Source organism: Nocardia fodinahabitans, from assembly GCF_052983615.1.
This window is the reverse complement of record NZ_JBRJJC010000001.1, coordinates 1,754,903-1,777,309: the sequence shown is the minus strand read 5'-3', so window position 1 is coordinate 1,777,309 and position 22,407 is coordinate 1,754,903. Positions and strand designations below refer to the sequence as shown.

General features: G+C 69.8%; 22 protein-coding genes and 1 pseudogene. 13 read left to right on the top strand and 10 right to left on the bottom strand.

Annotation, left to right across the window (positions count from 1 at the left end):
* Nucleotides 1–3: 3 nt before the first annotated feature.
* Nucleotides 4–717, top strand: a complete 714-nt coding sequence (locus tag NV348_RS08240; protein WP_447146482.1) for a TIGR03089 family protein — start codon at nt 4–6, stop codon at nt 715–717.
* Between the two features lie 115 nt (nt 718–832).
* Complete coding sequence (locus NV348_RS08235) at nt 833–2,161, top strand: cytochrome P450 (RefSeq protein ID WP_447146481.1); 1,329 nt, start codon at nt 833–835, stop codon at nt 2,159–2,161.
* 96 nt (nt 2,162–2,257) lie between these two features.
* Here NV348_RS08235 and NV348_RS08230 read toward each other — a convergent pair whose 3' ends face one another.
* Both NV348_RS08230 and NV348_RS08225 read right to left on the bottom strand, forming a co-directional pair.
* Complete coding sequence (locus NV348_RS08230; RefSeq protein ID WP_447146480.1) at nt 2,258–2,956, bottom strand: response regulator; 699 nt, start codon at nt 2,954–2,956, stop codon at nt 2,258–2,260.
* The gene (locus tag NV348_RS08225) at nt 2,953–4,506 is read right to left on the bottom strand and encodes a sensor histidine kinase (protein WP_447146479.1); all 1,554 of its coding nucleotides are present in this window, start codon (nt 4,504–4,506) and stop codon (nt 2,953–2,955) included. The genes NV348_RS08230 and NV348_RS08225 overlap by 4 nt, the downstream gene beginning before the upstream one ends.
* A gap of 77 nt (nt 4,507–4,583) precedes the next feature.
* On the opposite strand from NV348_RS08225, the gene NV348_RS08220 reads away from it, so the two are divergent.
* Entirely contained in the window at nt 4,584–5,936 is a 1,353-nt protein-coding gene (locus NV348_RS08220) for a cation:dicarboxylate symporter family transporter (RefSeq protein WP_447146478.1), read from the top strand.
* Between the two features lie 50 nt (nt 5,937–5,986).
* Here the strand turns inward: NV348_RS08220 and NV348_RS08215 are convergent, their stop codons facing one another.
* Nucleotides 5,987–6,205 carry a DUF4287 domain-containing protein gene (locus tag NV348_RS08215; RefSeq protein WP_447146477.1) on the bottom strand — a complete coding sequence of 73 codons (219 nt, stop codon included), beginning with the start codon at nt 6,203–6,205 and terminating at the stop codon, nt 5,987–5,989.
* A gap of 132 nt (nt 6,206–6,337) precedes the next feature.
* On the opposite strand from NV348_RS08215, the gene NV348_RS08210 reads away from it, so the two are divergent.
* Both NV348_RS08210 and NV348_RS08205 read left to right on the top strand, forming a co-directional pair.
* Nucleotides 6,338–6,913: a TetR/AcrR family transcriptional regulator gene (locus NV348_RS08210; RefSeq protein WP_447146476.1), complete on the top strand. Its 576-nt coding sequence runs from the start codon at nt 6,338–6,340 to the stop codon at nt 6,911–6,913.
* A gap of 138 nt (nt 6,914–7,051) precedes the next feature.
* Nucleotides 7,052–8,523 (top strand): annotated as a pseudogene (locus NV348_RS08205) (phytoene desaturase family protein).
* A 139-nt stretch (nt 8,524–8,662) separates the two neighbouring features.
* On the opposite strand, the gene NV348_RS08200 reads toward NV348_RS08205, so the two are convergent.
* The 7 genes from NV348_RS08200 to NV348_RS08170 all read right to left on the bottom strand — a co-directional run bounded on the left by NV348_RS08200 (nt 8,663) and on the right by NV348_RS08170 (nt 15,192).
* Nucleotides 8,663–9,583: a cation diffusion facilitator family transporter gene (locus NV348_RS08200; protein ID WP_447146475.1), complete on the bottom strand. Its 921-nt coding sequence runs from the start codon at nt 9,581–9,583 to the stop codon at nt 8,663–8,665.
* 81 nt (nt 9,584–9,664) lie between these two features.
* Nucleotides 9,665–10,885 (bottom strand): mannose-6-phosphate isomerase, class I, encoded by a 1,221-nt coding sequence (gene manA, locus NV348_RS08195; RefSeq protein ID WP_447146474.1) that lies wholly within the window; start codon nt 10,883–10,885, stop codon nt 9,665–9,667.
* Nucleotides 10,885–12,108 (bottom strand): tobH protein, encoded by a 1,224-nt coding sequence (locus NV348_RS08190; RefSeq protein ID WP_447146473.1) that lies wholly within the window; start codon nt 12,106–12,108, stop codon nt 10,885–10,887. The genes manA and NV348_RS08190 overlap by 1 nt, the downstream gene beginning before the upstream one ends.
* A 331-nt stretch (nt 12,109–12,439) precedes the next feature.
* A complete protein-coding gene (locus NV348_RS08185) occupies nt 12,440–13,819 on the bottom strand; it encodes a phosphomannomutase/phosphoglucomutase (RefSeq protein ID WP_447146472.1) in 1,380 nt (459 codons plus the stop codon).
* 51 nt (nt 13,820–13,870) lie between these two features.
* Nucleotides 13,871–14,245, bottom strand: a complete 375-nt coding sequence (locus tag NV348_RS08180; protein ID WP_447150979.1) for a DUF3499 domain-containing protein — start codon at nt 14,243–14,245, stop codon at nt 13,871–13,873.
* Nucleotides 14,246–14,329: 84 nt separating this feature from the next.
* Nucleotides 14,330–14,812, bottom strand: a complete 483-nt coding sequence (locus NV348_RS08175; RefSeq protein WP_447146471.1) for a metallopeptidase family protein — start codon at nt 14,810–14,812, stop codon at nt 14,330–14,332.
* 146 nt (nt 14,813–14,958) lie between these two features.
* The gene (locus NV348_RS08170) at nt 14,959–15,192 is read right to left on the bottom strand and encodes a WhiB family transcriptional regulator (protein ID WP_133733920.1); all 234 of its coding nucleotides are present in this window, start codon (nt 15,190–15,192) and stop codon (nt 14,959–14,961) included.
* A gap of 568 nt (nt 15,193–15,760) precedes the next feature.
* Between NV348_RS08170 and cofD the strand changes: the two genes are divergently transcribed.
* From cofD to NV348_RS08130, 8 genes are all read left to right on the top strand, one after another.
* Nucleotides 15,761–16,747 (top strand): 2-phospho-L-lactate transferase, encoded by a 987-nt coding sequence (gene cofD / locus NV348_RS08165; protein ID WP_447146470.1) that lies wholly within the window; start codon nt 15,761–15,763, stop codon nt 16,745–16,747.
* Nucleotides 16,744–18,090, top strand: coding sequence for a coenzyme F420-0:L-glutamate ligase (locus tag NV348_RS08160; RefSeq protein WP_447146469.1), 1,347 nt, complete (start codon nt 16,744–16,746; stop codon nt 18,088–18,090). The genes cofD and NV348_RS08160 overlap by 4 nt, the downstream gene beginning before the upstream one ends.
* Nucleotides 18,087–18,611 carry an NUDIX hydrolase gene (locus NV348_RS08155; RefSeq protein ID WP_447146468.1) on the top strand — a complete coding sequence of 175 codons (525 nt, stop codon included), beginning with the start codon at nt 18,087–18,089 and terminating at the stop codon, nt 18,609–18,611. The genes NV348_RS08160 and NV348_RS08155 overlap by 4 nt, the downstream gene beginning before the upstream one ends.
* A gap of 195 nt (nt 18,612–18,806) precedes the next feature.
* A complete protein-coding gene (locus NV348_RS08150) occupies nt 18,807–20,042 on the top strand; it encodes an alkane 1-monooxygenase (protein WP_447146467.1) in 1,236 nt (411 codons plus the stop codon).
* The gene (locus NV348_RS08145) at nt 20,039–20,212 is read left to right on the top strand and encodes a rubredoxin (protein WP_218718627.1); all 174 of its coding nucleotides are present in this window, start codon (nt 20,039–20,041) and stop codon (nt 20,210–20,212) included. The genes NV348_RS08150 and NV348_RS08145 overlap by 4 nt, the downstream gene beginning before the upstream one ends.
* A complete protein-coding gene (locus tag NV348_RS08140; RefSeq protein WP_189026616.1) occupies nt 20,209–20,391 on the top strand; it encodes a rubredoxin in 183 nt (60 codons plus the stop codon). The genes NV348_RS08145 and NV348_RS08140 overlap by 4 nt, the downstream gene beginning before the upstream one ends.
* The gene (locus NV348_RS08135) at nt 20,388–21,056 is read left to right on the top strand and encodes a TetR/AcrR family transcriptional regulator (protein ID WP_447146466.1); all 669 of its coding nucleotides are present in this window, start codon (nt 20,388–20,390) and stop codon (nt 21,054–21,056) included. The genes NV348_RS08140 and NV348_RS08135 overlap by 4 nt, the downstream gene beginning before the upstream one ends.
* Nucleotides 21,057–21,178: 122 nt before the next feature.
* Nucleotides 21,179–22,339, top strand: coding sequence for an alkane 1-monooxygenase (locus NV348_RS08130; RefSeq protein WP_447146465.1), 1,161 nt, complete (start codon nt 21,179–21,181; stop codon nt 22,337–22,339).
* Nucleotides 22,340–22,407: the final 68 nt, after the last annotated feature.

Genomic DNA, 22,407 nt, shown 5'->3' with positions numbered 1-22,407 from the left:
CCCATGCGTGAGCCGAACTCGACCCTCACCGATGCCCTGCTCGACCCGATTCTCGAACGCGACCCGGCCGGTCCGCGCGTCACCTGGTACGACGACGCCACCGGCGCCCGCATCGAGCTGTCGGGCCTGACGCTGGCCAACTGGGCCGCCAAGACCGCCAATCTGCTGCGCGACGAGTTCGCGCTCAGCCCCGGCGCCAGGGTCGCGGTGCTGCTGCCGGCGCACTGGCAGACAGCGGCGGTGCTGCTGGGCTGCTGGTGGGCAGGCACCGAGGTGGTGCTCACCCCCGATCCCGACGCCGACCTCGCGCTGGTCACCCCCGACCGGCTCGACGACGCCGACGGGGTCGACGAGGTGGCGGTGCTGTCACTGGACGCGATGGGCACCCCGGTGCGTGACGTGCCGGTCGGCGTCACCGATTTCGCGTCCGCGGTGCGCGTGCACGGCGACCAGTTCCTGCCGGGCGGATTCCGGGCCGCACTCGACGGACTCTCGGTCGGCGAGGTGCTCGCCGAGGCCAAGAAGTCGGCGGCGCTGCAGGGTATCTCCGCAGGCGACCGGGTGCTGTCGAGCGCGCCGTGGGAGACCGTGACCGAGCTGGTCGACGGCTACCTCGCGGTGCTGTACGCCGGTGCCTCGCTGGTGCAGGTCGTCAACCCCGATCCGGCCGCCGTGGAGCACAAGGCCACCACCGAGCGGGTGACGGTCCGGCGCTGACCCGCGCCGCGTCTCCTACCCAGGTATAGGTCGATCTCCGACTGGAACACGTTCCGCTCGCTGCCCGAAGTCCGTACGGTGGAGTCATCCATTCGGCAGAGCGGCAGGGGTGGCGATGAACGCGCAGTACTGGTTGCGGTGGTCAGCCGAGCACGGAGCGCCACGGGCGGTCCTGCGCTGGCAGGTGCGCAAGGGCGACCCGTTCGCCATCCTGCTCAGCGGACAGCGCGGCCTGCACGACCCCTACCCGCTGATCGACGAACTGCGCGCGCCCGGCGGACTGCTCCGGACCCCGCTGTCCTACGCGGCCTTCGATCACGCCCAGGTCCGGGCCATCCTGCGCGACACCCGATTCGGCGTCCGGCAGGCGCTCGGCGGCGACCTGCCGGGACCGTGGCGCAAGCTGGCCGCGCTGGTCACCGTGCCGCCCAACCCGGTCGAGCCGCCGTCGATGCTGGTCCTCGATCCGCCCGAGCACACCAGGATGCGCAAGCCGGTGGCCTCGGCGTTCACCCCGCGCGCCATCGCCCGGCTGCGGGATCGGGTGGAGGTGGTCACCGCCGAACTGCTCGACGCGATGCCCGCGCACGGGTCGGTCGACCTGATCACCGATTTCGCCGCCAGGGTGCCGATCGCGATCATCGCCGACATGCTCGGCTTCCCCGCCGCCGACCGCGACCTGTTCCTGCGCTGGGGCGACCGGGTGACGCCGCTGCTCGACATCGGTATCTCGTGGCGCACCTACCGGGGCGCGATGGCCGCGATCGAATCGATGGACGACTACCTGGCCGCCCACATCGCCCAGCTGCGCCGCGACCCCGGCGAGGACATCCTCTCGACCCTGGTCCGCTCCGGCGACCTGGACCTGCGCGAACTGCAGGCGGGCGCGAGCCTGCTGATGGGCGCCGGTTTCGAGACCACGGTGAATCTGATCGGCAACGCGATCGCGGCGCTGTCGGCCGATCCCGACCAGCTGGCGCTGGCCCAAGCCGATCCCGACCGCTGGTCCGATGTGGTGGAGGAGACGCTGCGCTTCGACCCGCCGGTGCAGACCACCGCGCGGCAAGCGCTCGAGGACGTCGAGATCGACGGCGTCACGGTGCGAGAGGGGAGCACCGTCATCCTGTCGCTGGCGGGCGCCAACCGTGACCCCGCCGTCTTCGCCGACCCGCACCGCTTCGACATCGACCGACCGAACCTGCGCGAACACGTCGCCTTCAGCAGCGGCATCCACGCCTGCCTCGGCGCCAGCCTGGCCCGGATGGAAGCCGTGCACGCGCTGCGCGCCCTCTACGCCCGCTACCCGAACCTGCGGCTGCGCGGTACGCCGGTGCGGCGAAACCTGTTCACCCTGCACGGTTTCGAGCACATGCCGGTCGACCTGGGTCCGGTCGCGCGTACCCCGGCACCCGACGGTTTGGCCGGCGCCGCACGTCTGTCCTGATTCCGGCGCGGGCCGGGTGACCGCAATGGCAGGTGTTCGGGCCCGCGCCGGCTGTCGACCGCACGAGCGCGGCGGCTCCGCGTGCCGGGGCCCGACCTACGCGCCCGCGCGCCAGCGATAGCGGGTCTTCGGACGGCCCGCGCGGCCGTAATCGGCGCGGCGCTCGGCCAATCCGTCGTCGGCGAGCTTCTCCAGGTAGCGCCAGGCGGTGATGCGCGAAACCCCCACGGCCGCCGCGGCGTCGGTCGCGGTGATGCCCGACTCGGCCGAGCGCACCGCGCGGGAGACCTCCTCGAGGGTGTGCTGCACAACGCCTTTCGGCGCACCGGCGCGCTGGTCGGCGGTGCGCAGGGCGCCGAGAGCACGGTCGATGTCGTACTGCGACAGGGCGGCCTCGCCTGCGGGTAGCGCGGTGTCGAAATCGCGGTAGCGCTCCAGCTTCTCGCGGAACGCGGCGAAGGTGAACGGCTTGAGCAGATACAGCACCACGCCGTGCGCGACGGCATTGCGCACCATGGTCAGCTCGCGGGCCGAGGTGATCGCGATGACGTCCGGGCGCGGTTCGAGACCGTTGAGCGCGGCGGCCACCTCGAGTCCGCTGATGTCGGGCAGGCCGATGTCCATCAGGACCAGATGGAACGGATTGCCGTCGGCGATCGCCTCGGCGGCCAGCGTGAGCGCGTCGCGACCGGAGTGCGCGAGGCCGCCGGTGACGAACCCGTCCAGCCGCTCGAGATAGGCCCGGTGTGCCTGGGCGATCAACGGCTCGTCCTCGACGATCAGGACCCGGATCATTTCTTCTCCCTCAGCGGAATGCGAACGATGACCGCGCTGTGTGGTGCGGCCGTGGTGGTGATGGCACCGCCGTGCCGATCGACGAGGCGGTGCACGAGTGCCAAGCCGAGTCCGGCGTGGTCGGTTTTGGTGGTGTAGCCGCGTTCGGCGGCGCGCGAGAACATCTGCGCCGACATGCCGGGTCCGCTGTCGGCGACCCGGACCACCAGCGCGCCGTCACGGTGACACACCGACACCTCGACCCGCTTGTCGACGGTGCCCGCCGCGGCGTCGATCGCGTTGTCGACCAGGTTGCCGACCAGCGTGACCGCCTCCTGCGCCGAGAGCGGATCGGTGGAGTCCAGCGCGGTGTCCTCGCTGATGGCCAGGCTCACCCCGCGCTCGGCGGCCTGGTCGACCTTGCCGAGCAGCAGCGCGGCCAGCGCCGGGTCGCCGACGGCGGACAGCAGCCGGTCGATCAGGACCTGCGAGAGCTGTAGTTCCGCGGTGGCGAAGGCGACCGCCTCCTCCGGGCGGCCCAGTTCGACCATGGTGACGACGGTGTGCAGCCGGTTGGCCGCCTCGTGCGCCTGCGCCCGCAGCGACTCGGCGAACCCGCGCACCGAGTCGAGCTCGCCGAGCACCGCGCGCAGCTCGGTCTGATCGCGGATGGTCAGCACGGTGCCGATGGGGCGGCCCTCCCAGCTGACCACGTCCTGGTTGACCAGCAGCACCCGATCGGTGGTCACATGCGTCTCGTCGCGCACGACGCCCCAGCGCATCTGCTGCAGCGAGGTCGGCAGGTCGGTGCGGTGCACCGGGCCGTCGGGCAGATCGAGCAGCGTGCGGGCCTGATCATTGACCACCTCGGCGGGCCCCGGCGCGGTCCCGAACACCACCAGGCCCTCGTGGACCGAGTGCAGGACCGCGTCGTGGTGCTCGTAGAGCGCGCGCAACTCGTCGGGGGCCAGGCCGTGGGTCTGGCGGCGCAGCCTGCGGCTGATCAGGAACGACGAGCACGCGGCCAGCAGCAATCCCCCCGCGGACACCCCGAGAATGACCGGGACCTGGGAGGCGACCTGGGTACCGATCTTGGACCGGGTCACCCCGGCCGAGACCAGCGCGACCACCCGGCCGTTGTCGTAGACCGGGGTCACCGCGCGGATCGATGGACCGAGTGAGCCGGTGAAGGTCTCGGTGAGCGTCTGCCCGGCGAGTGCGGCGTCGATCGAGCCGATGAACGGTTTGCCGATCATTTCCGGATTGGTGTGGGTGTAGCGGGTGCGGTCCGGCGCCATCACCACGATGAAGTCCATGCCGGTGTCGGCGCGGATGCGCTCGGTGGTGGGTTGCAGCAGTCCGCTGGGATAGGGCGAGTTCACCGCGGCCAGCGTCGACGGTGCGCGCGCCACGGTCACCGCCACATCGCGGACCTGCAGTTCGGTGGCCACATCGTGGTCGTGGCGGGCGTCGAACACCGCCAGGATTGTCCCGGTCCCGATCATCAGGGCCAGCACCACCAGCTGCCAGACGAAGGCCTGCCCGGCGAGCGACAGCCGCACTCGTCGCATCTTGCCCTCCGACCTCGTCTTGAACGTTATGCACCAAATGTGATGGGGGTCACAGTGGTTCCGGATGATTGTGCGCCATGAGCACAACCGCCGCACCATCGCGGAAACGCGACCATACCCATTGGCTGTACATCGCGGTGATCTTCGCGGTCCTTGCGGGCATCCTGGTCGGCCGGCTGGCGCCGGAATTCGGTCAGTCGCTGGCGCCGCTGGGCACCCTGTTCGTGAACCTGATCAAGATGATGATCGCACCCGTCATCTTCTGCACGATCGTCCTGGGCATCGGATCGGTGCGCGCGGCCGCCACCGTCGGCAAGGTCGGTGGCCTGGCCATCGCCTATTTCCTGGCGATGTCGACGGTCGCGCTGGGGATCGGGCTCGTCGTCGGGAATCTGATCGAGCCGGGCACCGGACTGGGCGCCGGCACCGCGGGCGCGGGCGCCGAGTATGCCGAGCAGGCGCACGGCGCGGGTGGCACCTGGGACTTCATCCAGGCCATCGTGCCGACGACCCTGGTGTCCTCGCTGACCGCGGGCAGCGTGCTGCAGGCGCTGTTCGTCGCGCTGCTGGTCGGGTTCGCGGTGCAGGCGATGGGGGAGGCGGGCGCACCGATCCTGCGCGCGGTCTCGCTCGGCCAGAAGCTCGTGTTCCGGATCCTGTCGATGATCCTGTGGCTGGCCCCGATCGGCGCGTTCGGCGCGATCGCCAATGTGGTGGGGCGGACCGGCTGGTCGGCGGTGGTGCAGCTGGCGACGCTGATGATCGCGTTCTACCTGACCTGCCTGGTGTTCGTCTTCGGCGTGCTCGGGGTGGTGCTGCGGCTGGTCTCGGGGGTATCGATCCTCAAGCTGTGCCGGTACCTGGCGCGCGAGTACCTGCTGATCGTGGCGACCTCGTCCTCGGAGTCGGCGCTGCCGCGACTGGTGGCGAAGATGGAGCACGCGGGCGTGGCGCGCACCACGGTGGGTGTCGTTGTGCCGACCGGATATTCGTTCAACCTCGACGGCACCGCGATCTACCTGACCATGGCCTCGATCTTCATCGCCGACGCGATGGGCGAGCCGCTGAGTCTGGGCGAGCAGATCGGCCTGCTGCTGTTCATGATCATCGCGTCCAAGGGCGCGGCTGGCGTGACCGGCGCGGGCCTGGCTACCCTCGCCGGTGGCCTGCAGAGTCATCGTCCCGAACTGCTCGACGGTGTCGGCCTGATCGTCGGCATCGACCGGTTCATGTCCGAAGCCCGTGCGCTGACGAACTTCTCGGGCAACGCGGTCGCCACCCTGCTGATCGGCACCTGGACCAAGACCGTCGACGCCGACCGCACCCGCCGCGTCCTCGATCGCGAACTGCCCTTCGACGAGGAGACGATGGTCGACGACCACCCGGTCGACGTCCCGGAGCGCGAGCCGAAACCCGTTCCGGTGCGCTGACATACACGAGAGGCCCCGCAGTGTTGCGGGGCCTCTCGACGTGCGCGGGATCAGGCGCGCGCCCACTTCTCCGGGTTCAGGTGGTACTGCACCAGGGCGGTGGCGTGCCCGTGGCCGAGGCCGTGTTCGGTCTTGAGCCAGGTAACCAGGGCGGCGTGCTTGGTCTGTTCGGTCGCGCCGAGGAGGGTGAGCCACTCGTCCACGGTGTGGCCGTACTTGGCCTCGATGGTGGGGAAGTAGGACGCGGGGCCGTGCGGTGCGTTCGCCATGGTGGTTCCTCCTCGGTCGTTGCTCGTTATGGGTGAAGACGAGAGGGCCGCGCGGAATTCATCGCCGGGTGACCGGCGTCACGCCGCGAGCGCGGCGTCGCCATCTTGTCTAGCGTTGCTAGAATTTCGAGCATGAGCACGCAAACTCGCAAGGAACGTGAACGCGCCCAACGTCAGCAGCAGATCATCGACACCGCGCGGGAGCTGGCCGAGGCGGAGGGCTGGGACGCGGTCACCATCCGCAAACTGGCCGAGCGCATCGAGTACAGCCAGCCGGTGCTCTACAGCCACTTCGCGAACAAGGCGGCCATCGTCGGCGCCGTCGCCCTGCAAGGCTGCGTCGAGCTGGCCGAGGAAGTGCGTCTGGCGCGGGAGAGCGCGACGACCCGCACCGAGATGTTCGACAAGGTCGCCCGCGCGTACCTCGACTTCGCCGCCGCCAACCCGGCCCGCTACGACGCGATCTTCGTGCTCACCACCGATCTGAACTTCGGTCTGGACGCGCCGCAGCCGCTGCGTGACGCCTTCGCCGGTCTGGAAGCGATGTTCAGTTCGGGCGCCGAGGGGGACGAACTCGGCGCGCGTACCGAGGTGGCCTGGGCCTGCCTGCACGGCATCGCGACGCTGGAACGCAGCGGCAGGCTGCGTCCGGAACTCCGCGAAAGGCGGATCGCGCTGCTGGTCGAGAGCTGGTCCGCGTTCGCGTAACCGCTGGTCGCGCGCCGGCGGACCGCGGCGGCGGCCCGTCACGGTGACCGACGACTCGTCGGCGGTGGTCGCCGTGCCGCGTAGGTTGGAGAAGACGACGCAGGTCGCCCGCGGCGGCCGAGGGCGAAGGGACGGCGGATGGCTGAGGTCGTAGTAGTCGGGTCGGGGCCGAACGGCTTGGCCGCGGCGGTGATCGCGGCGCGCGCCGGCCTCTCGGTGCGGGTGCTCGAGGCACAGGAGCAGCCGGGCGGCGGGTCACGCACCGCCGAGCTCACCCTGCCGGGATTCCACCACGACGTGTGCGCGGGCGCGCATCCGATGGCGTTGGCCTCGCCCTTCTTTCGCGCGTTCGATCTCCCGGCACACGGCGTCGACCTGCTGACCCCGACCATCTCCTACGCGCATCCGCTCGACGGCGGCATCGCCGGATTGGCCTGGCGCAACCTCGAATCCACGGTCGCCGACCTGGGCCGCGACGGCCCGGCCTGGCGCGAGCTGTTCGGTCCGCTGGTCGAGCACTGGCCCGACGTGGTCGACCTGGCCATGTCGGATCTGCGGCATCCGCCGACCCGGATTCCCACCGCCGTCCGGTTCGGCCTGCGACTGCTCGAGCAGGGATCACCCCTGTGGAACACCCGTTTCCACGCCGAGGTCGCGCCCGCGCTGCTGACCGGCGTCGCGACCCACGCGATCACCCAGCCGCGCGCGCTGCCCGCGGTCGGCGCCGGCCTGCTGCTCGGCACCCTGGCCCACGCGGGCGGCTGGGTGATTCCGCGCGGCGGGAGTCAGGCGATCCCGAACGCGCTGATCGCCGAACTGGAACGGCTCGGCGGCGAGATCGTCACCGGGCATCGGGTCGACGACTTCGCCGAACTGTCGCGGGCGCGCGCCGTCCTGTTCGACACCTCGCCCGCCGAACTCCTGCGCATCGCCGGTGCTCGCCTGCCCGCGCGCTACCGCGACCGCCTCGGCCGATTCCGCTACGGCGGTGCCGCCTGCAAGGTCGACTTCGCGCTGTCGGGCCCGGTGCCGTGGACCGCGCCCGGCTGCGAGCTGGCCACGGCACCCTGCACCTGGTCGGCACCCGCGCCGAGGCGATGCGCGCCGAACGCCGGATCGCCGCGGGCGAATACGCGCAGCGACCGTATGTGCTGGCGATCCAGCCCGGCGTCGTCGACGCGACCCGGGCCCCCGAGGGCAAGCACACCTTCTACACCTACGCCCATGTGCCCAACGGTTCCGACCGCGACATCAGCGAGACGGTGATCGCCCAGGTCGAGCGTTTCGCCCCGGGCTTCCGCGACCTGATCCTCGCGAAACACGTGACGCCGGCGGCCTTCATGCCCGCCCACAACGCCAACTACGTCGGCGGCGACATCTCCGCGGGCGCAATGACCCTGCGCCAGACCGCGTTCCGCCCGCTGGCCCGCTGGAATCCCTACGCCACCCCGATCCCCGGCACCTACCTGTGCTCGTCGTCGACCCCGCCGGGCCCCGGCGTGCACGGCATGCCCGGCCTGCACGCCGCCCGCCATCTGCTGCGCACCCGCTTCGGCATCGTCACCGAACCGCTGGATCTGCTGCGCGGCGCCGCACCCGCGTACCACTGAATCAGGGTGTCGCGCGGACCGATTCGGGCTTGAAGACGTCGGGTTCCAGGTAGACGGTGCAGGCGTTGGGCACGGCGACGCGGATGCGGTGGTCGGCCTCGTCGATGGCCTCGCCGATCTGGCTGATGTCGAGACCGGGTCAGACGGACTGGGTCCGGTACAGATCGGGCTCCAGGTAGATCAGCCGGGCGGTGGGCACTGCGGCCCGCACCCGCATCTCGGCGGCGTCGATGGCCTCGGCGATGCCGGCGATGTCGAGGTCCGGCGCGATCGCGACCTTGGCGGCGACCAGCATCTCCTCCGGACCCAGGTACTCGGACTTGAGGTGGATCACCGAGGTGATCTTCGCGCCGTCGACCAGGTTGGCGCGGATGGCGTCGTCCTGCTCGGGGGTCGCGCCCTCACCGATCAGCAGGCTCTTCATCTCCACGATCAGCACGATGGCGATGATGCCGAGCAGCACGCCGATGGCCAGGGTGCCCATGCCGTCGAAGATCGGGTCGTCGGTGACCATGGTCAGGCCGACCGCGCAGAACGCGATCACCAGACCGATGAGCGCGCCGGTGTCCTCGAGCAGCACCACCGGCAGCTCGGGGCTGCGCGAGTTGCGGATGAACCGCCACCAGCTGGCATCGCCCTTGAGCGGCCTGGACTCGCGGACGGCGGTGAGGAAACTGAAGGTCTCCAAGCCGATCGCGATACCGAGGATGACGATCGCGACGATCGGCTGGCTCAGCTCCTCGGGATGCTGGATCTTGTGGATACCCTCGTAGATCGCGTACACCGAGCCGAGGGTGAACAGCACCAGGGCGACGACGAAGGAATAGAAATAGCGGTTGCGCCCGTATCCGAACTGGTGCAACTCGTCGGCGTCCTTGGCGGCCGCGCGCTGACCGAACAGCAGCAGACCCTGGTTGGCCGTGTCGGCGACCGAGTGCACCGCCTCGGCCATCATCGACGCCGATCCGGTGATCAGCGCGCCGACGAACTTCGACACCGCGATTCCCGCGTTGGCCGTCAACGCGGCGACGATCGCCTTCTTGCCACCACCAGCCGACATACCGGCCCGCCCTTCTCTCCGCTGTACACGCTCGTGCCCGCAACAGCCTAAGGGGAGGGACGTGAAATGTGCGCTTCGGCGTCAGTTCCCGGCGCCGACGCAGGCGCTGAACAACTGCGCGGGCCCGCCGATCGCGCGGGCCTTGATCTCGGTGTCGGCCGCGGAGATCCACGCCGCGCTGCCGCAGGCGACGCTGAGCGTGTGCCCGTCCTGGGCGAGCTCGACGGTGCCCTCGGTGCACAGCACGATGCCGGGACCGGCGTCGGCGAGCACCACCGGTTCGGCGTCGGCGGACAGCTCGAACCGGCACAGCGCGAACTCCGGTGCGGGCGTGCGGTACCGCACGCCGCCGTCGGCACCGAGCTCCGGTTCGATCACCGGCAGGTCGATCGGCTCGAAGTCGAGCACCCGCAACAGTTCCGGCACGTCGACGTGCTTGGGGGTGAGGCCGCCGCGCAACACGTTGTCGGAGTTGGCCATGATCTCCACGCCGACACCACGCAGATAGGCGTGCAGGTTGCCCGCGTCGAGGTAGAGGGCCTGGCCGGGCTCCAGCGTCAACCGGTTCAGCAGCAGCGCGGCCAGCACGCCCGCGTCACCGGGGTAGACCTCGGCCAGTTCCAGCGCGGTGCGCACCTCGGCGGCGAACGCGCGATCACCCTTCGCGGACAGGTAGCGCACGCAGCCCTCGAGCACCGCGGGCAGCAGTGCCGACAGCGCGGCGGCGGGCAGCGTGATCCAGGTGGTGAACAGCGTGCGCAGCCCGGCCGAATCGGGCTGGGCGGCAAGCAGTTCGGCGTAGACGTTGAGACCTGGCACGTTCAGGGCGCGCAGCAGGTCGACGGTGCGGTGCGGATCACGGAAACCGGCCAGTGCCTCGAACCGGCCGAGCGCGACAACGAGTTCCGGCTTGTGGCTGTCGTCGCGATAGTTGCGCAGGGGCGAGTCCAGCGGCACCCCGGTGCGGTTCTCCCGCTCGAAGCCGGTCCGCGCCTGCGCCGAACTCGGGTGGGCCTGCAGCGACAGCGGTTCCTCGGCGGCCAGGATCTTCAGCAGGAACGGCAGCCGGGAACCGAAAGTGTCGGCGACGGCGCCCAGTTCCCGCACCGGGTCGGCGGAGACGACCTCGAGCAACGAGCGGCTGCCACCGGCGGCCTTCACATGGGCCGGGTCGGCGGGATGGGCACCGAACCACAGTTCGGCTTCCGGATGCGCCGACGGCACCGGCCGACCGCACAGCTGAGCGAGCGCGGTGCGCGAGCCCCAGGCGTAGGAACGCAGCGCACCAACGAGTTCCTGCACTAGTAGCGTCCCCCGTCGTGGTATGGGTCCGGGTCGGGCGCGGCCGGGCCGCGCGCACCCGTCAGCCGGAGATAGGCAGCGGCCATGTCCAGACGCAAGGCCAGCACCGCCAGCTGCTCGATCTCGCTGCCGTGTCCGCCCCCTGCGGCGGAAGTGGCGGCGCCGCTGTCCGTGGCCGGGGCCGACCCCGGCTCGGCCAGCTGGGTCTGCAGCACGTCGACGTCGGCGTGTACCAGCTCGGCGTCGACGAGCCCGCCGCCAACGCCGTCGAACACCGCGAGCTTGCGCCGCGCGGCGGCCTGATCGGGATGCACGCTCAGTGCGAGCACCCGCACCCGGTCGACCGGAGCCGGACCGTCGAGTTCCTCGTCGTGGAACAGCGGATCGAATCCCGGTGCGGCACCGCCCACCGCCTCGGCCAGCCGCCCGACGGCGGCGACCGTATCGGCCAGGTCGGCGGCCGCGGCGAGCCTGCCCGCCGACTGCAACAGCACCTCGGCGCCGTGTCCGGCCAGCTCGACCGCCGCGGGGGAGTCGCCCGCCAGGACGACGCCGACCCCGAGCATCCGCGCGGCCAGCGTCTTGGCCGGATTGTGGAAGACCTCGTTGTGTGGGCCGTCGCGCAGCGCCTCGGCGTCGAGCATGTCGGCCAGCTCGGTCAGGTCGGGCGTGGCGGGCACGCTGCGCTGGGCGTCGACCCCGCGCAGCACCGCGATGCCGACGGCGAGGAACCGCAGCAGCCGGTTGTGGTCGAGGACGGGCACCCGCGGTTCGAGCACGGTCGCGCGCCCGGCGGCGACCGCGCGCAGCGGACCCTCGTTGGGCGCGGCGACGATGACCTCGGCGCTGCGGCGCAGCGCACGATCGACGGCATCGATCAGGCGCGGATCGCCCGCGTCGTCACCGGCCACCAGCACCACGTCGAGCGGACCGACCCACGGCGGCAGCGCGGTGACGGGCACGATCGGCAGCCCGGCCCGGTCACCGAGGCCGGCGACCAGCAGGCCAGCGGCGCGGGCCGCCCGGCCCGAACCGGAGACGAGGACCAGGCTGCGCGGACGCAGTCCGGCGAGGCGTTCGGTGAGCGAGGTCTCGGCGACCGCCGCGGCCGTGGCGCGCACCTGCGCGCCGCCCGAAGCCGCCGAACGCAAGGCGCCGCCGGTGTCGGCCGCCTCCAGCGACGCGGCATCATCGAGGTCGAATACGGGGGTTCCAGCGATCATCGCCGATCCCACCTCCCCTCATCGCGCTGTGTCGTCTGCCGGCGAGCCGTCGGCGAATACCAGGTCTGTGATTCCACTATTCCAGTCAGCACCGGTACTGGTTTCATTTTCCCAGTCAGGCGTGAACGATGCTCAGGATCTCGGTGTCGAACAGAGCCGTTTGCCTCGTCCGCCGCCGTGCTCCCAACGTGTGTTCCCACCGGTACTGGTTTCATTTTCCCAGTCAGGCGCGAACGATGCTCAGGATCTCGGTGTCGAACAGAGCCGTTTGCCTCGTCCGCCGCCGTGCTCCCAACGTGTGTTCCCACCGGTACTGGTTTCATTTTCCCAGTCAGGCGCGAACGATGCTCAGGATCTCGGTCACGAGTGCGTTTACTTCGGCCTGCGATCCGGCCTCGACGTTGAGTCGAAGCAGCGGTTCGGTATTCGAGGCGCGCAGATTGAACCAGGCGTGATCGCCCAGGTCCACGGTGACGCCGTCGAGGCGGTCCACCGAGACGGTCCGATCGGCGAACGCGGCGAGCACCGCGGCGGTGCGTTCGGCGGCGTCGGCCACGGTCGAGTTGATCTCGCCGGAGGCCGCGTAGACGTCGTAGGCGGCCATCAGCTCCGAGACCGGACGCTGACCCTCACCCAGCGCGGCCAGCACGTGCAGCGCGGCCAGCATGCCCGAATCGGCACCCCAGAAATCGCGGAAGTAGTAGTGCGCGGAGTGCTCGCCGCCGAAGACCGCGCCCTCCGACGCCATCTGCTGCTTGATGAACGAGTGACCCACCCGGGTGCGCACCGGCTTGCCGCCCAGCTCCTCGACCAGTTCGGGCACCGCGCGCGAGGTGATCAGGTTGTGGATGATCGTCGCGCCCGGCTCCTTGGCGAGCTCGCGCTGGGCCACCAGCGCGGTGATCGCGGACGGGGAGACCGGCTCACCGCGCTCGTCGACGACGAAGCAGCGGTCGGCGTCGCCGTCGAAGGCCAGGCCGATGTCGGCGCCGCTGCGGCGCACCAGCTCCTGCAGGTCGACCAGGTTTTTCGGGTCGAGCGGGTTGGCCTCGTGGTTGGGGAACGAGCCGTCGAGTTCGAAGTACAGCGGCACGATGGTGACCGGGCCGAGCGTGCCGAGCACGGCGGGCACGGTGTGGCCGCCCATGCCGTTGCCCGCGTCGACCGCGATGGTGAGCGGGCGGATGTCGTCGAGGCGCACCAGCTGGCGCAGGAAGCTCGCGTAGTCGGTGAGTAGATCGGTATCGGTGGCGGTGCCGGGCGTGCCGTCGTAGGCGGGCACTCCCGCCACGATCTCGGCCGAGATCGTGGCCAGTCCGGTGTCCTGGCCGACCGGCAGCGCGTTCGCGCGGCACAGCTTGATGCCGTTGTAGCGGGCCGGATTGTGGCTGGCGGTGAACATGGCGCCGGGGCAGCCCAGCGTGCCGGAGGCGAAGTACAGCTGATCGGTCGAGGCCAGGCCGATGTGCACCACATCGAGGCCCTGGGCCCGCACGCCCTCGGCGAAGGCCGCCGACAGTGCGGGGGAGGACTCGCGCATGTCGTGGCCGATCACGACCCGGGTCGCGCCCTCGGCGCGCATCAGCCGGGCGAAGGAAGCGCCCACATCCCCGACGAATCCCGCATCGATCTGTTCGCCCACCACCCCGCGGACGTCATAAGCCTTGATCACGGCGTTCACGAGTTCGCCAGAGCGCGCGACAGTCGTCATGCCCACCACCCTATCCGGCGCGCCGGGGATTCCGGCGCCACGGGTCAGCGGTTACGGATCGGGGAGGACGCGGAGGTGGCCGCGGCGGCCGGTGCGGGTGGTGCGCGGCGGCGGGGGCGTGCTGTCGCGGTAGCCGGGCTGGTCGGCGTCGGCGGGGCGACGGCGCAGGCCCGCTTCGCGCACGGCCTCGGCCAGTGCGGTCAGGTCGTCGTCGTCGGGTGTGCTCGAGGAGAAGCCGCCTTCGTGGCGCACCAGTTCCCAGCCCTTGGGGGCGGTGATGCGGCAGGCGTGGGTTTCGCACAGATCCCAGGAATGCGGTTCGGCGACGGTGGCCAGCGGTCCGACGACGGCGGTCGAGTCGGAGTACACATACGTCAGCGTCGCTACAGCCGGGTTCTTGCAGCCGGGTCGGCAGCAACGACGCATGGGGATCACGACGTCGAGATTAGCCCGCCGGCCCGCAAAAGTGGATACGGACACGCGGTGATACGTCCCGTTATCGGCGGGTCGTTATTCGGGCTCGGGATCGATCAGGTCCGGGTCGACACCGAGATAGGTCGCGATCTGCTGGACGAGGACCTCGCGCAGCAGTTCCACGAGATCGTCGGGATCGGCGGCGCGCAGTTCCAGGGGCTTGCGGAACAGCACCACCCTGGCGCGGGTGGCCGCGCCGTGCCGGTCGACGCCCGCGGGGATCAACCGTGACAGCGGCACCGGCCCGTCGGCGACCACCTCGTCCGGCCAGGTGACCGAATCAGGGTGCAGCGGACGGATTTTCGGTACGTCGTCGACGGCGATGTCGAGCTTGGTGAGCCGGTCGTGCCAGCGGGTGTCCAGCGGGGCGAAGGCCTCGAGCACCAGCCGGTCGAATTTCTGGCCCCTCGTGCGCCACGCGGGAACGGTGGGCGGGAGCATGGGTCCACGAACACCGCGGCCGCGGCGGGTCACCGAGCGGGCGGTGGGCGCCGGGATATGACGCCGGGAACGTGCCATGGGAGTCGTCCACCTTTCTCGCGTGCACTGGGTCGTGCCCGTCGAGCCTGGGGACGGCGCGACTACTGGGCGTTCGCCCGAAGCACCGACGTACTGCGCCTGCGTGCTCCGGGCTGGAGCCTCAGAGTCTACTTTCGAACATTCTCTTAACCGATTCCGCGCTTCAGCCTGCGACGCTCTCGTTCCGAGAGACCGCCCCAGATACCGAAACGTTCGTCGTGCGCCAGTGCGTATTCCAGGCACTGATCGCGTACTTCACAGCCCAAGCAGATGCGCTTGGCCTCACGGGTCGAGCCGCCCTTCTCGGGGAAGAACGCCTCGGGGTCGGTCTGAGCGCACAGCGCGCGCTCCTGCCACTGCTCTTCGATGGACTCGAACATCTCGTCGAAGCCCGTTACGACCAGACTCAGCCGGGGGGCCGCGACTTCGCTTACCACGTCCGGTTCCGGCCAGCTCGTGTCGGCGCAGACAGCGTGAGCTGCGCCTGCTGTGGAATCGGTCGGCGAGACCATGTTTTCGGTCATCGTTCCGCCTCCTCACTATGTGTTAGCGCAGAAAGATTCTTTCCGCCGGGCCAACACGAACCCCGGCGGCCGAACACCGCGACGTAGTCTCGCGGGCTTCCCCGAACCTGTCTTCCGGCGAGCCAACACCCTCTCGCAAACGCCCCCGCGCTATGCCCTCTCGCGGTGACCGGAATGACATGTCTGTGATTAGACACGCCGCACTCGCCGGTGGTCAACCCGCCGTCACCCTTCCGTTACACTCCGCACCCGCCTTTCGTTTTGATCTTGTTATGTGCTGTGGCAAATGACCAGCAACTTTGTCGAAATTGGCCGCGAAATCAATCGGCGACCGCGACGGCACAGGAGTACGCCGCCTTCGCTCCGGCAGTGCGCGAAAGACTGCGGATCGCTGCCGCGACTGCGCTCACTAGGCTGTGACCCTGTGACTGCACAACACGCGGTGCGCGAGCCCAAGATCGCCGTTCTCGTCGGCGGCGTCGGCGGTGCACGGTTCCTGCAAGGCGTCAGGCAACTGCTGCCCGACGCCGACATCTCCGCCATCGTCAACGTCGGCGACGACGTCTGGATGCACGGGCTTCGCATCTGTCCCGACCTCGACACCTGCATGTACACCCTCGGTGGCGGCATCGACACCGAGCGCGGGTGGGGCCATGCGAACGAGACCTGGCACGCGAAAGAGGAGCTGGCCGCCTACAACGCCCAGCCCGATTGGTTCGGCCTCGGCGATCGCGATATCGCCACCCATCTGATCCGCACCGAGATGCTGCGCGCCGGATATCCGCTGTCCGCGGTCACCGAGGCGCTGTGCAATCGGTGGCAGCCGGGTGTGCGCCTGATTCCGGCAACCGACGATCGCTGTGAAACCCACGTCGTCGTCAGCGATCCCGACAACGCCGGCGAACGTCGCGCGATCCACTTCCAGGAATGGTGGGTGCGGTACCGCGCGGCGCTCCCGACCCACTCGTTCGCCTCGATCGGCGCCGAACAAGCCTCCCCGGCCCCCGATGTGACCGAAATCATAGCGTCCGCCGACGCCGTGTTGCTGGCCCCCTCGAACCCCGTCGTGAGCATCGGCGCGATCCTCGCCGTGCCCGGGATCAGGGGGGCGCTGCGCACCACCGCGGCCAAGGTCATCGGCCTGTCGCCGGTGATCGACGGAAAGCCGTTGCGCGGCATGGCCGATGAGTGCCTGTCGGTGATCGGCGTGGAGTCCACCGCCGAGGCGATCGGGCGGCACTACGGCGCCCGCTCGGCCACCGGCATCCTCGACGGCTGGCTGCTGCACTCCACCGACACCGCCGACGTCCCCGGCGTCGAGGTGCGCAGCGTGCCGCTGCTGATGACCGACCCGGAGGCGACGGCCGAAATGGCCCGTGCCGCACTGGAATTGGCAGGAGTCAAGCCGTGAGCCTACTGCCCGACCACGCGGCCGACGAGCTGCGGATCCTCCCGGTCACCGGCCTGCCGGAGTTCCGGCCCGGCGACGACATCGCCGAACACCTTGCCGCACAGGCGCCGTGGCTGGCCGACGGCGACGTCGTCGTGGTCACCAGCAAGATCGTCTCCAAGGCCGAGGGCCGCATCGTCGCCGCGCCGACCGACCCGGAGGAGCGCGACACCGCCCGCCGCAAGCTGGTCGACGACGAGGCCGTGCGGGTGCTCGCCCGCAAGGGCCGCACCCTCATCACCGAGAACCGGCTCGGCATCGTGCAGGCCGCTTCCGGCGTCGACGGCTCGAACGTGGCCGAGGGCGAACTGGTGCTGCTGCCCACCGATCCCGACGCCAGCGCCAAGGCGCTGCGGGCCGCGCTGGCCCAGCGGCTCGGGGTGGACGTGGCCGTGGTCATCACCGACACCATGGGCCGGGCCTGGCGCAACGGCCAGATCGACGCCGCGATCGGCGCGGCCGGGCTGCGCGTGCTGCACGACTACGCCGGCGCGGTCGACGGGCAGGGCAACGAACTGCACGTCACTCAGGTGGCCGTCGCCGACGAGCTCGCCGCCGCCGCCGATCTGGTCAAGGGCAAACTCGGCGGCGTCCCGGTCGCGGTGGTGCGCGGCCTGGCGACCGACGACGACGGGTCGAGTGCGGCGGTGCTGCTGCGCGGCGGTGTCGACGACCTGTTCTGGCTCGGCACCGCCGAGGCGATCGAGATGGGCCGCAAAGAGGCTGTGCCGCTGCGGCGTTCGGTCCGGGCCTTCGCCGATGAGCCGGTCGACCCGGAACGGATCAGGGCCGCCGTCGCGGTCGGGCTCACCGCACCCGCGCCGCACCACACCCGCCCGGTGCGTTTCGTCTGGCTGCGCAAGCCGAAGCTGCGCGCCCAGCTGCTCGAGGCGATGGCCGAGCAGTGGCGGGCCGATCTCACTGCCGACGGACTCGACGCCGAACGGGTCGAGCGCCGGGTCGCGCGCGGGCGCATCCTGTTCGACGCCCCCGAGATGATCATCCCGTTCTGCGTGCCCGACGGCGCGCACGACTATCCCGACGCCCGGCGCCAGGCCGCCGAGCAGACGATGTTCACGGTCGCGGTCGGCGCCGCGGTGCAGGGGCTGCTGGTGGCGCTGGCCGCCGACGGCCTCGGCAGCTGCTGGATCGGGTCGACGATCTTCGCGCCCGAGCTGGTCCGCGAGGTCCTGGGGCTGGACGAGGACTGGATGCCGTTGGGCGCCATCGCGATCGGGGTGCCGCTCGACGAGCCCGCGCCGCGCACGGTCGGCTCGCCGGGTGCCGGCCTGGTCGAACTGTGAGCGCGGAGTCGCTGCACGCCTCGGCCACCGAGCTGCTGACCGATTGGCAGCCCGAGTCCGGTCCGGATCGGTCGCTGCGCGAGGCGATGCTGGCGTTTCTGGGCTCGGCGCCGCGCGGGTGCCTGCGCGAGCACGCGCCGGGCCACATCACCGCCTCGGCGATCGTGCTCTCGCACGACCGCAGCGAGATCCTGCTGACGCTGCATCCACGGGTGGGCCGCTGGATCCAGCTCGGCGGGCACTGTGAGCCCGGTGACGAGACGGTCGCCGACGCCGCGCTGCGCGAGGCGGTGGAGGAGTCGGGCATCGCGGACCTGCGCCTGACGCCGGGTCTGTACGGCGCGCAGGCGCACCCGATCACCTGCTCGCTCGGGGTGCCGACGCGGCATCTGGACCTGCTGTTCGAGATCGTCGCGCCGCCGGGCGCGGTGCCGGTCCGCAGTGCCGAATCGACGGATCTGCGCTGGTGGCCGGTGTCCGGGCTACCGGCCGGCGCCGATGTCCTGCTGGTTGGCGTATAGAACCCTGAATAGGTCTCTGACCTGCGATGACAGCGATCGTGCCCAGGTGGGCGCGGTCGCTGTTCCGTTATCCGACTGTTGCAGCTTTACAAATCTGCAAATTTGTCTAGACACCGGACAGGTCGGGACCTATCGTCTGTGACAGAGAGTTACGCACATCACAGGTGTGAGCTGTGTCGCAGGATGGAGACGACGATGTCGACAGATGCCAACGCGTCCGAACAGCGGGTGGCGCCCCCGCAGTGGCGCGATTCCAAGCGCTATCTCTGGTTGTGGGGGCTGTTCGCCCCCACCGGGTTGTTCACGATCGCGATCCCCCTGATCTGGGGCCTCAATCAGCTCGGCTGGCATCGCCTGGCCGAAGTGCCGTTCTGGCTCGGACCGGTGCTGGTGTACATCGTGATCCCGATCGCGGACCTGTTCTTCGGTCCCGACGGCGACAATCCGCCGGACGAGGTGATGGAGTACCTGGAGAACGACAAGTACTACCGCTACCTGACCTACCTCTACCTGCCGTTCCAGTACGCCTCGCTGATCTTCGCCTGCTACATCATCACCGCGCCGAACCTGCACTGGCTCGGCTTCCCCGGCGGTGCGAACGTGGTGGACAAGATCGGCATCGCGATCAGCGTCGGCATGATCGGTGGCATCGGCATCAACACCGCGCACGAACTCGGCCACAAGAAGGTCGAGCTGGAGCGCTGGCTCGCGCGGATCGCGCTGGCGCAGTCGTTCTACGGCCACTTCTACATCGAGCACAACCGCGGCCACCACGTCCGCGTCGCGACTCCGGAGGATCCGGCCAGCGCCCGCATCGGCGAGACGTTCTGGTCGTTCTGGCCGCGCACGGTGTGGGGCAGCTTCCGCTCGGCCTGGCACCTGGAGAAGGAGCGCCTGCACCGGCAGGGCAAGAGCCCGTGGACGTTGCGCAACGATGTGCTCAACGCCTGGGCGATGTCGGTGGTGCTGTGGCTGGGCCTGATCGCAGTCTTCGGCATCGAGGTGCTGCCCTACCTGATCCTGCAGGCCGTCGTGGGCTTCAGCCTGCTCGAGTCGGTGAACTACCTCGAGCACTACGGCCTGGTCCGGCAGAAGACGGCCACCGGGCGCTACGAGCGGCCCGCGCCCGAGCACAGCTGGAACAGCGACCACATCGTCACCAATATCTTCCTGTACCACCTGCAGCGCCACAGCGACCACCACGCGTACCCCACCCGTCGCTATCAGACGCTGCGCAGCTGGGACGGTGCGCCGAATCTGCCCAGCGGCTACGCGAGCATGATCCTGATCGCCTACTTCCCGCCGATCTGGCGCAAGGTGATGGACAAGCGCGTGCTCGCGCACTACGCGGGTGACGTCACCCGCGCCAACATCGAACCCAAGCACCGTGCGAAGGTGCTGGCCCGGTACGGACAGGAGGGCCAGGCGTGAGTGCGTACCGCTGCCCGGTCTGTGATTATGTCTACGACGAAACGAAAGGAGCCCCGCGAGAGGGTTTTCCGGCCGGCACGCCGTGGGCGTCGGTTCCCGACGACTGGTGCTGCCCGGATTGCGGGGTGCGGGAGAAGATCGACTTCGAGGCGGTAGGAGTATCGCGGTGACCGAATACAAGCTCTACCAGTGTGTGCAGTGCGGATTCGAGTACGACGAGGCGCAGGGCTGGCCCGATGACAACATCGCCCCCGGCACCAAGTGGGAGGACATCCCGGACAACTGGACCTGCCCCGACTGCGGCGCGGCCAAGTCCGACTTCTTCATGGTCGAGATCGAACGTTCGTGAGCGTCGCGGGCACGCCGCGCACCGGATCGCGCATCCCGTATCAGGAGGCCGCGCGGGAACTGTTGCGTACCTCCGTCCTGGACGGGATGCGGGAACTGCTCACCGAGCGTGATTGGTCCAAGATCACGCTCGGTGACGTCGCGGCGCGCGCCGGGGTCAGCAGGCAGACGCTCTACAACGAGTTCGGGTCGCGCGCGGGTCTGTCGCAGGCCTACGCGCTCCGGCTGGCCGACGAGCTCGTCGACCATGTGCGCGAGGCGCTCGACGACAATGTCGGCGACGCCCGCGCCGCCATCCGGGTCGGCATGACCGGGTTCTTCCTCGCCGCCGCGGCCGACCCGCTGGTGCGCTCGCTGCTGGCCGGGGAGATGAAGCCGGACCTGCTGCGCCTGATCACCCTCGACGCGGGACCCTTGCTCGAGCACGCCACCGCGCGGCTGGCCGGGGTCTTCCAGCGCAGCTGGGTCGACGCCTCCGGCGAGGAGGCTGACGTGATCGCGCACGCCCTGGTGCGGATCGCGTTGAGCTACATCCCCAATCCGCCGGTGCCAGAGCGGGACGCGCCCGCCGAGATGAGCGCGCTGCTGAGTCCGTACGTCGAGGCGATCGTGCAGGTACGCGGCGTCCAGGCACCGCTCGGTGACGGCGATCACTCCGGCGCCTGATCGGCTCTGATTCGCCACCGTGTAACCGTCACCACGTTTGCCGCCGTGACTCTGTGTAACGCGCCTACGGTCTGTCAGTATTCACATCGGTCGGCGATTAGTTTTTTTACAGCGGAGCGTGCGTGCAAACGGTTGGCAAACCGGGGGGATTTCGTGATCCCAAACGGTATCTCTGGGCCTTGGGCTTGATCGCCCCCGCGTCGGCGCTGTTACCTTCCCAACTCGTGTACCACACCAAGGCCGAAGTGCTCTGGTGGATCGGGCCCGTGATCGTGCTCATCGCCATTCCCGTGCTGGACTGGATCGTCGGCGAGGACGGCAACAATCCGCGCGACGAGGACTACGAAGCGCTCTCCGCCGACCGGTACTACCGGTGGTGCACGTATCTGTTCCTGCCGGTCCAGCTGATCGGCCTGGTGATTGCCTGCGCGATGTGGGCGGGCAACGATCTCGACGTCGTCGACAAGCTCGGGCTGGCCGCCACCGTCGGCTTCGTGAGCGGCATCGGCATCAACGCCGCCCACGAATTGGGACACCGGGTCGAGAGTGCTGAAAGATTGCTGTCGAAGATCGCGCTCGCCCAGTCCGGGTACGGGCACTTCTTCGTCGAGCACAATCGCGGCCACCACGCCCGGGTCGCGACCCCCGAGGATCCGGCCAGTGCCCGGCTGGGGGAGTCGCTGTGGGAGTTCTTGCCGCGCAGCGTGATCGGCGGCTTCCGCTCCGCGATCCAGCTCGAGCGCGCCCGGCTGTCCAGGCAGGGCCGCGGCTGGTGGAGCACCGAGAACAACATCCTGCAGGCGTGGTCGATGAGCGCGGTGCTGTTCGGTTCGCTGCTGCTGGCGTTCGGGCCCGCGATCGCGCCGTGGCTGGTCCTGCAGGCCGTCATCGGCTTCGGGCTGCTGGAAGCCGTCAACTACGTCGAGCACTACGGACTGCTGCGCGCCCGCAAGCCCAACGGCCGCTGGGAGCGCTGCTCCCCGCGTGACAGCTGGAACAGCGATCGCCTGGTCACCAACATCTTCCTGTTCCATCTGCAGCGCCACAGCGACCACCACGCCAACCCCGGCCGCCGCTACCAGACCCTGCGTTCAACCGAGGAATCTCCGCAGCTGCCCGCCGACGGCTACGCCACGATGCTGCTGCTGGCGGCCGTCCCGCCGCTGTGGCGTGCGGTGATGGACCCCAAGGTGGCCGCCCACTACGGCGGCGATCTGTCGCTGGCCAATGTCGCGCCGCCCAAGGAGCGGCGTTTGCTGGCCCGATACCGCGCCGCGGCCTGACCGCCGCCCGCCGAGGACCGGGAAACGAGCGGGCCCGCACGCGGTAGCCTTGCCTCGGTACTGACTAC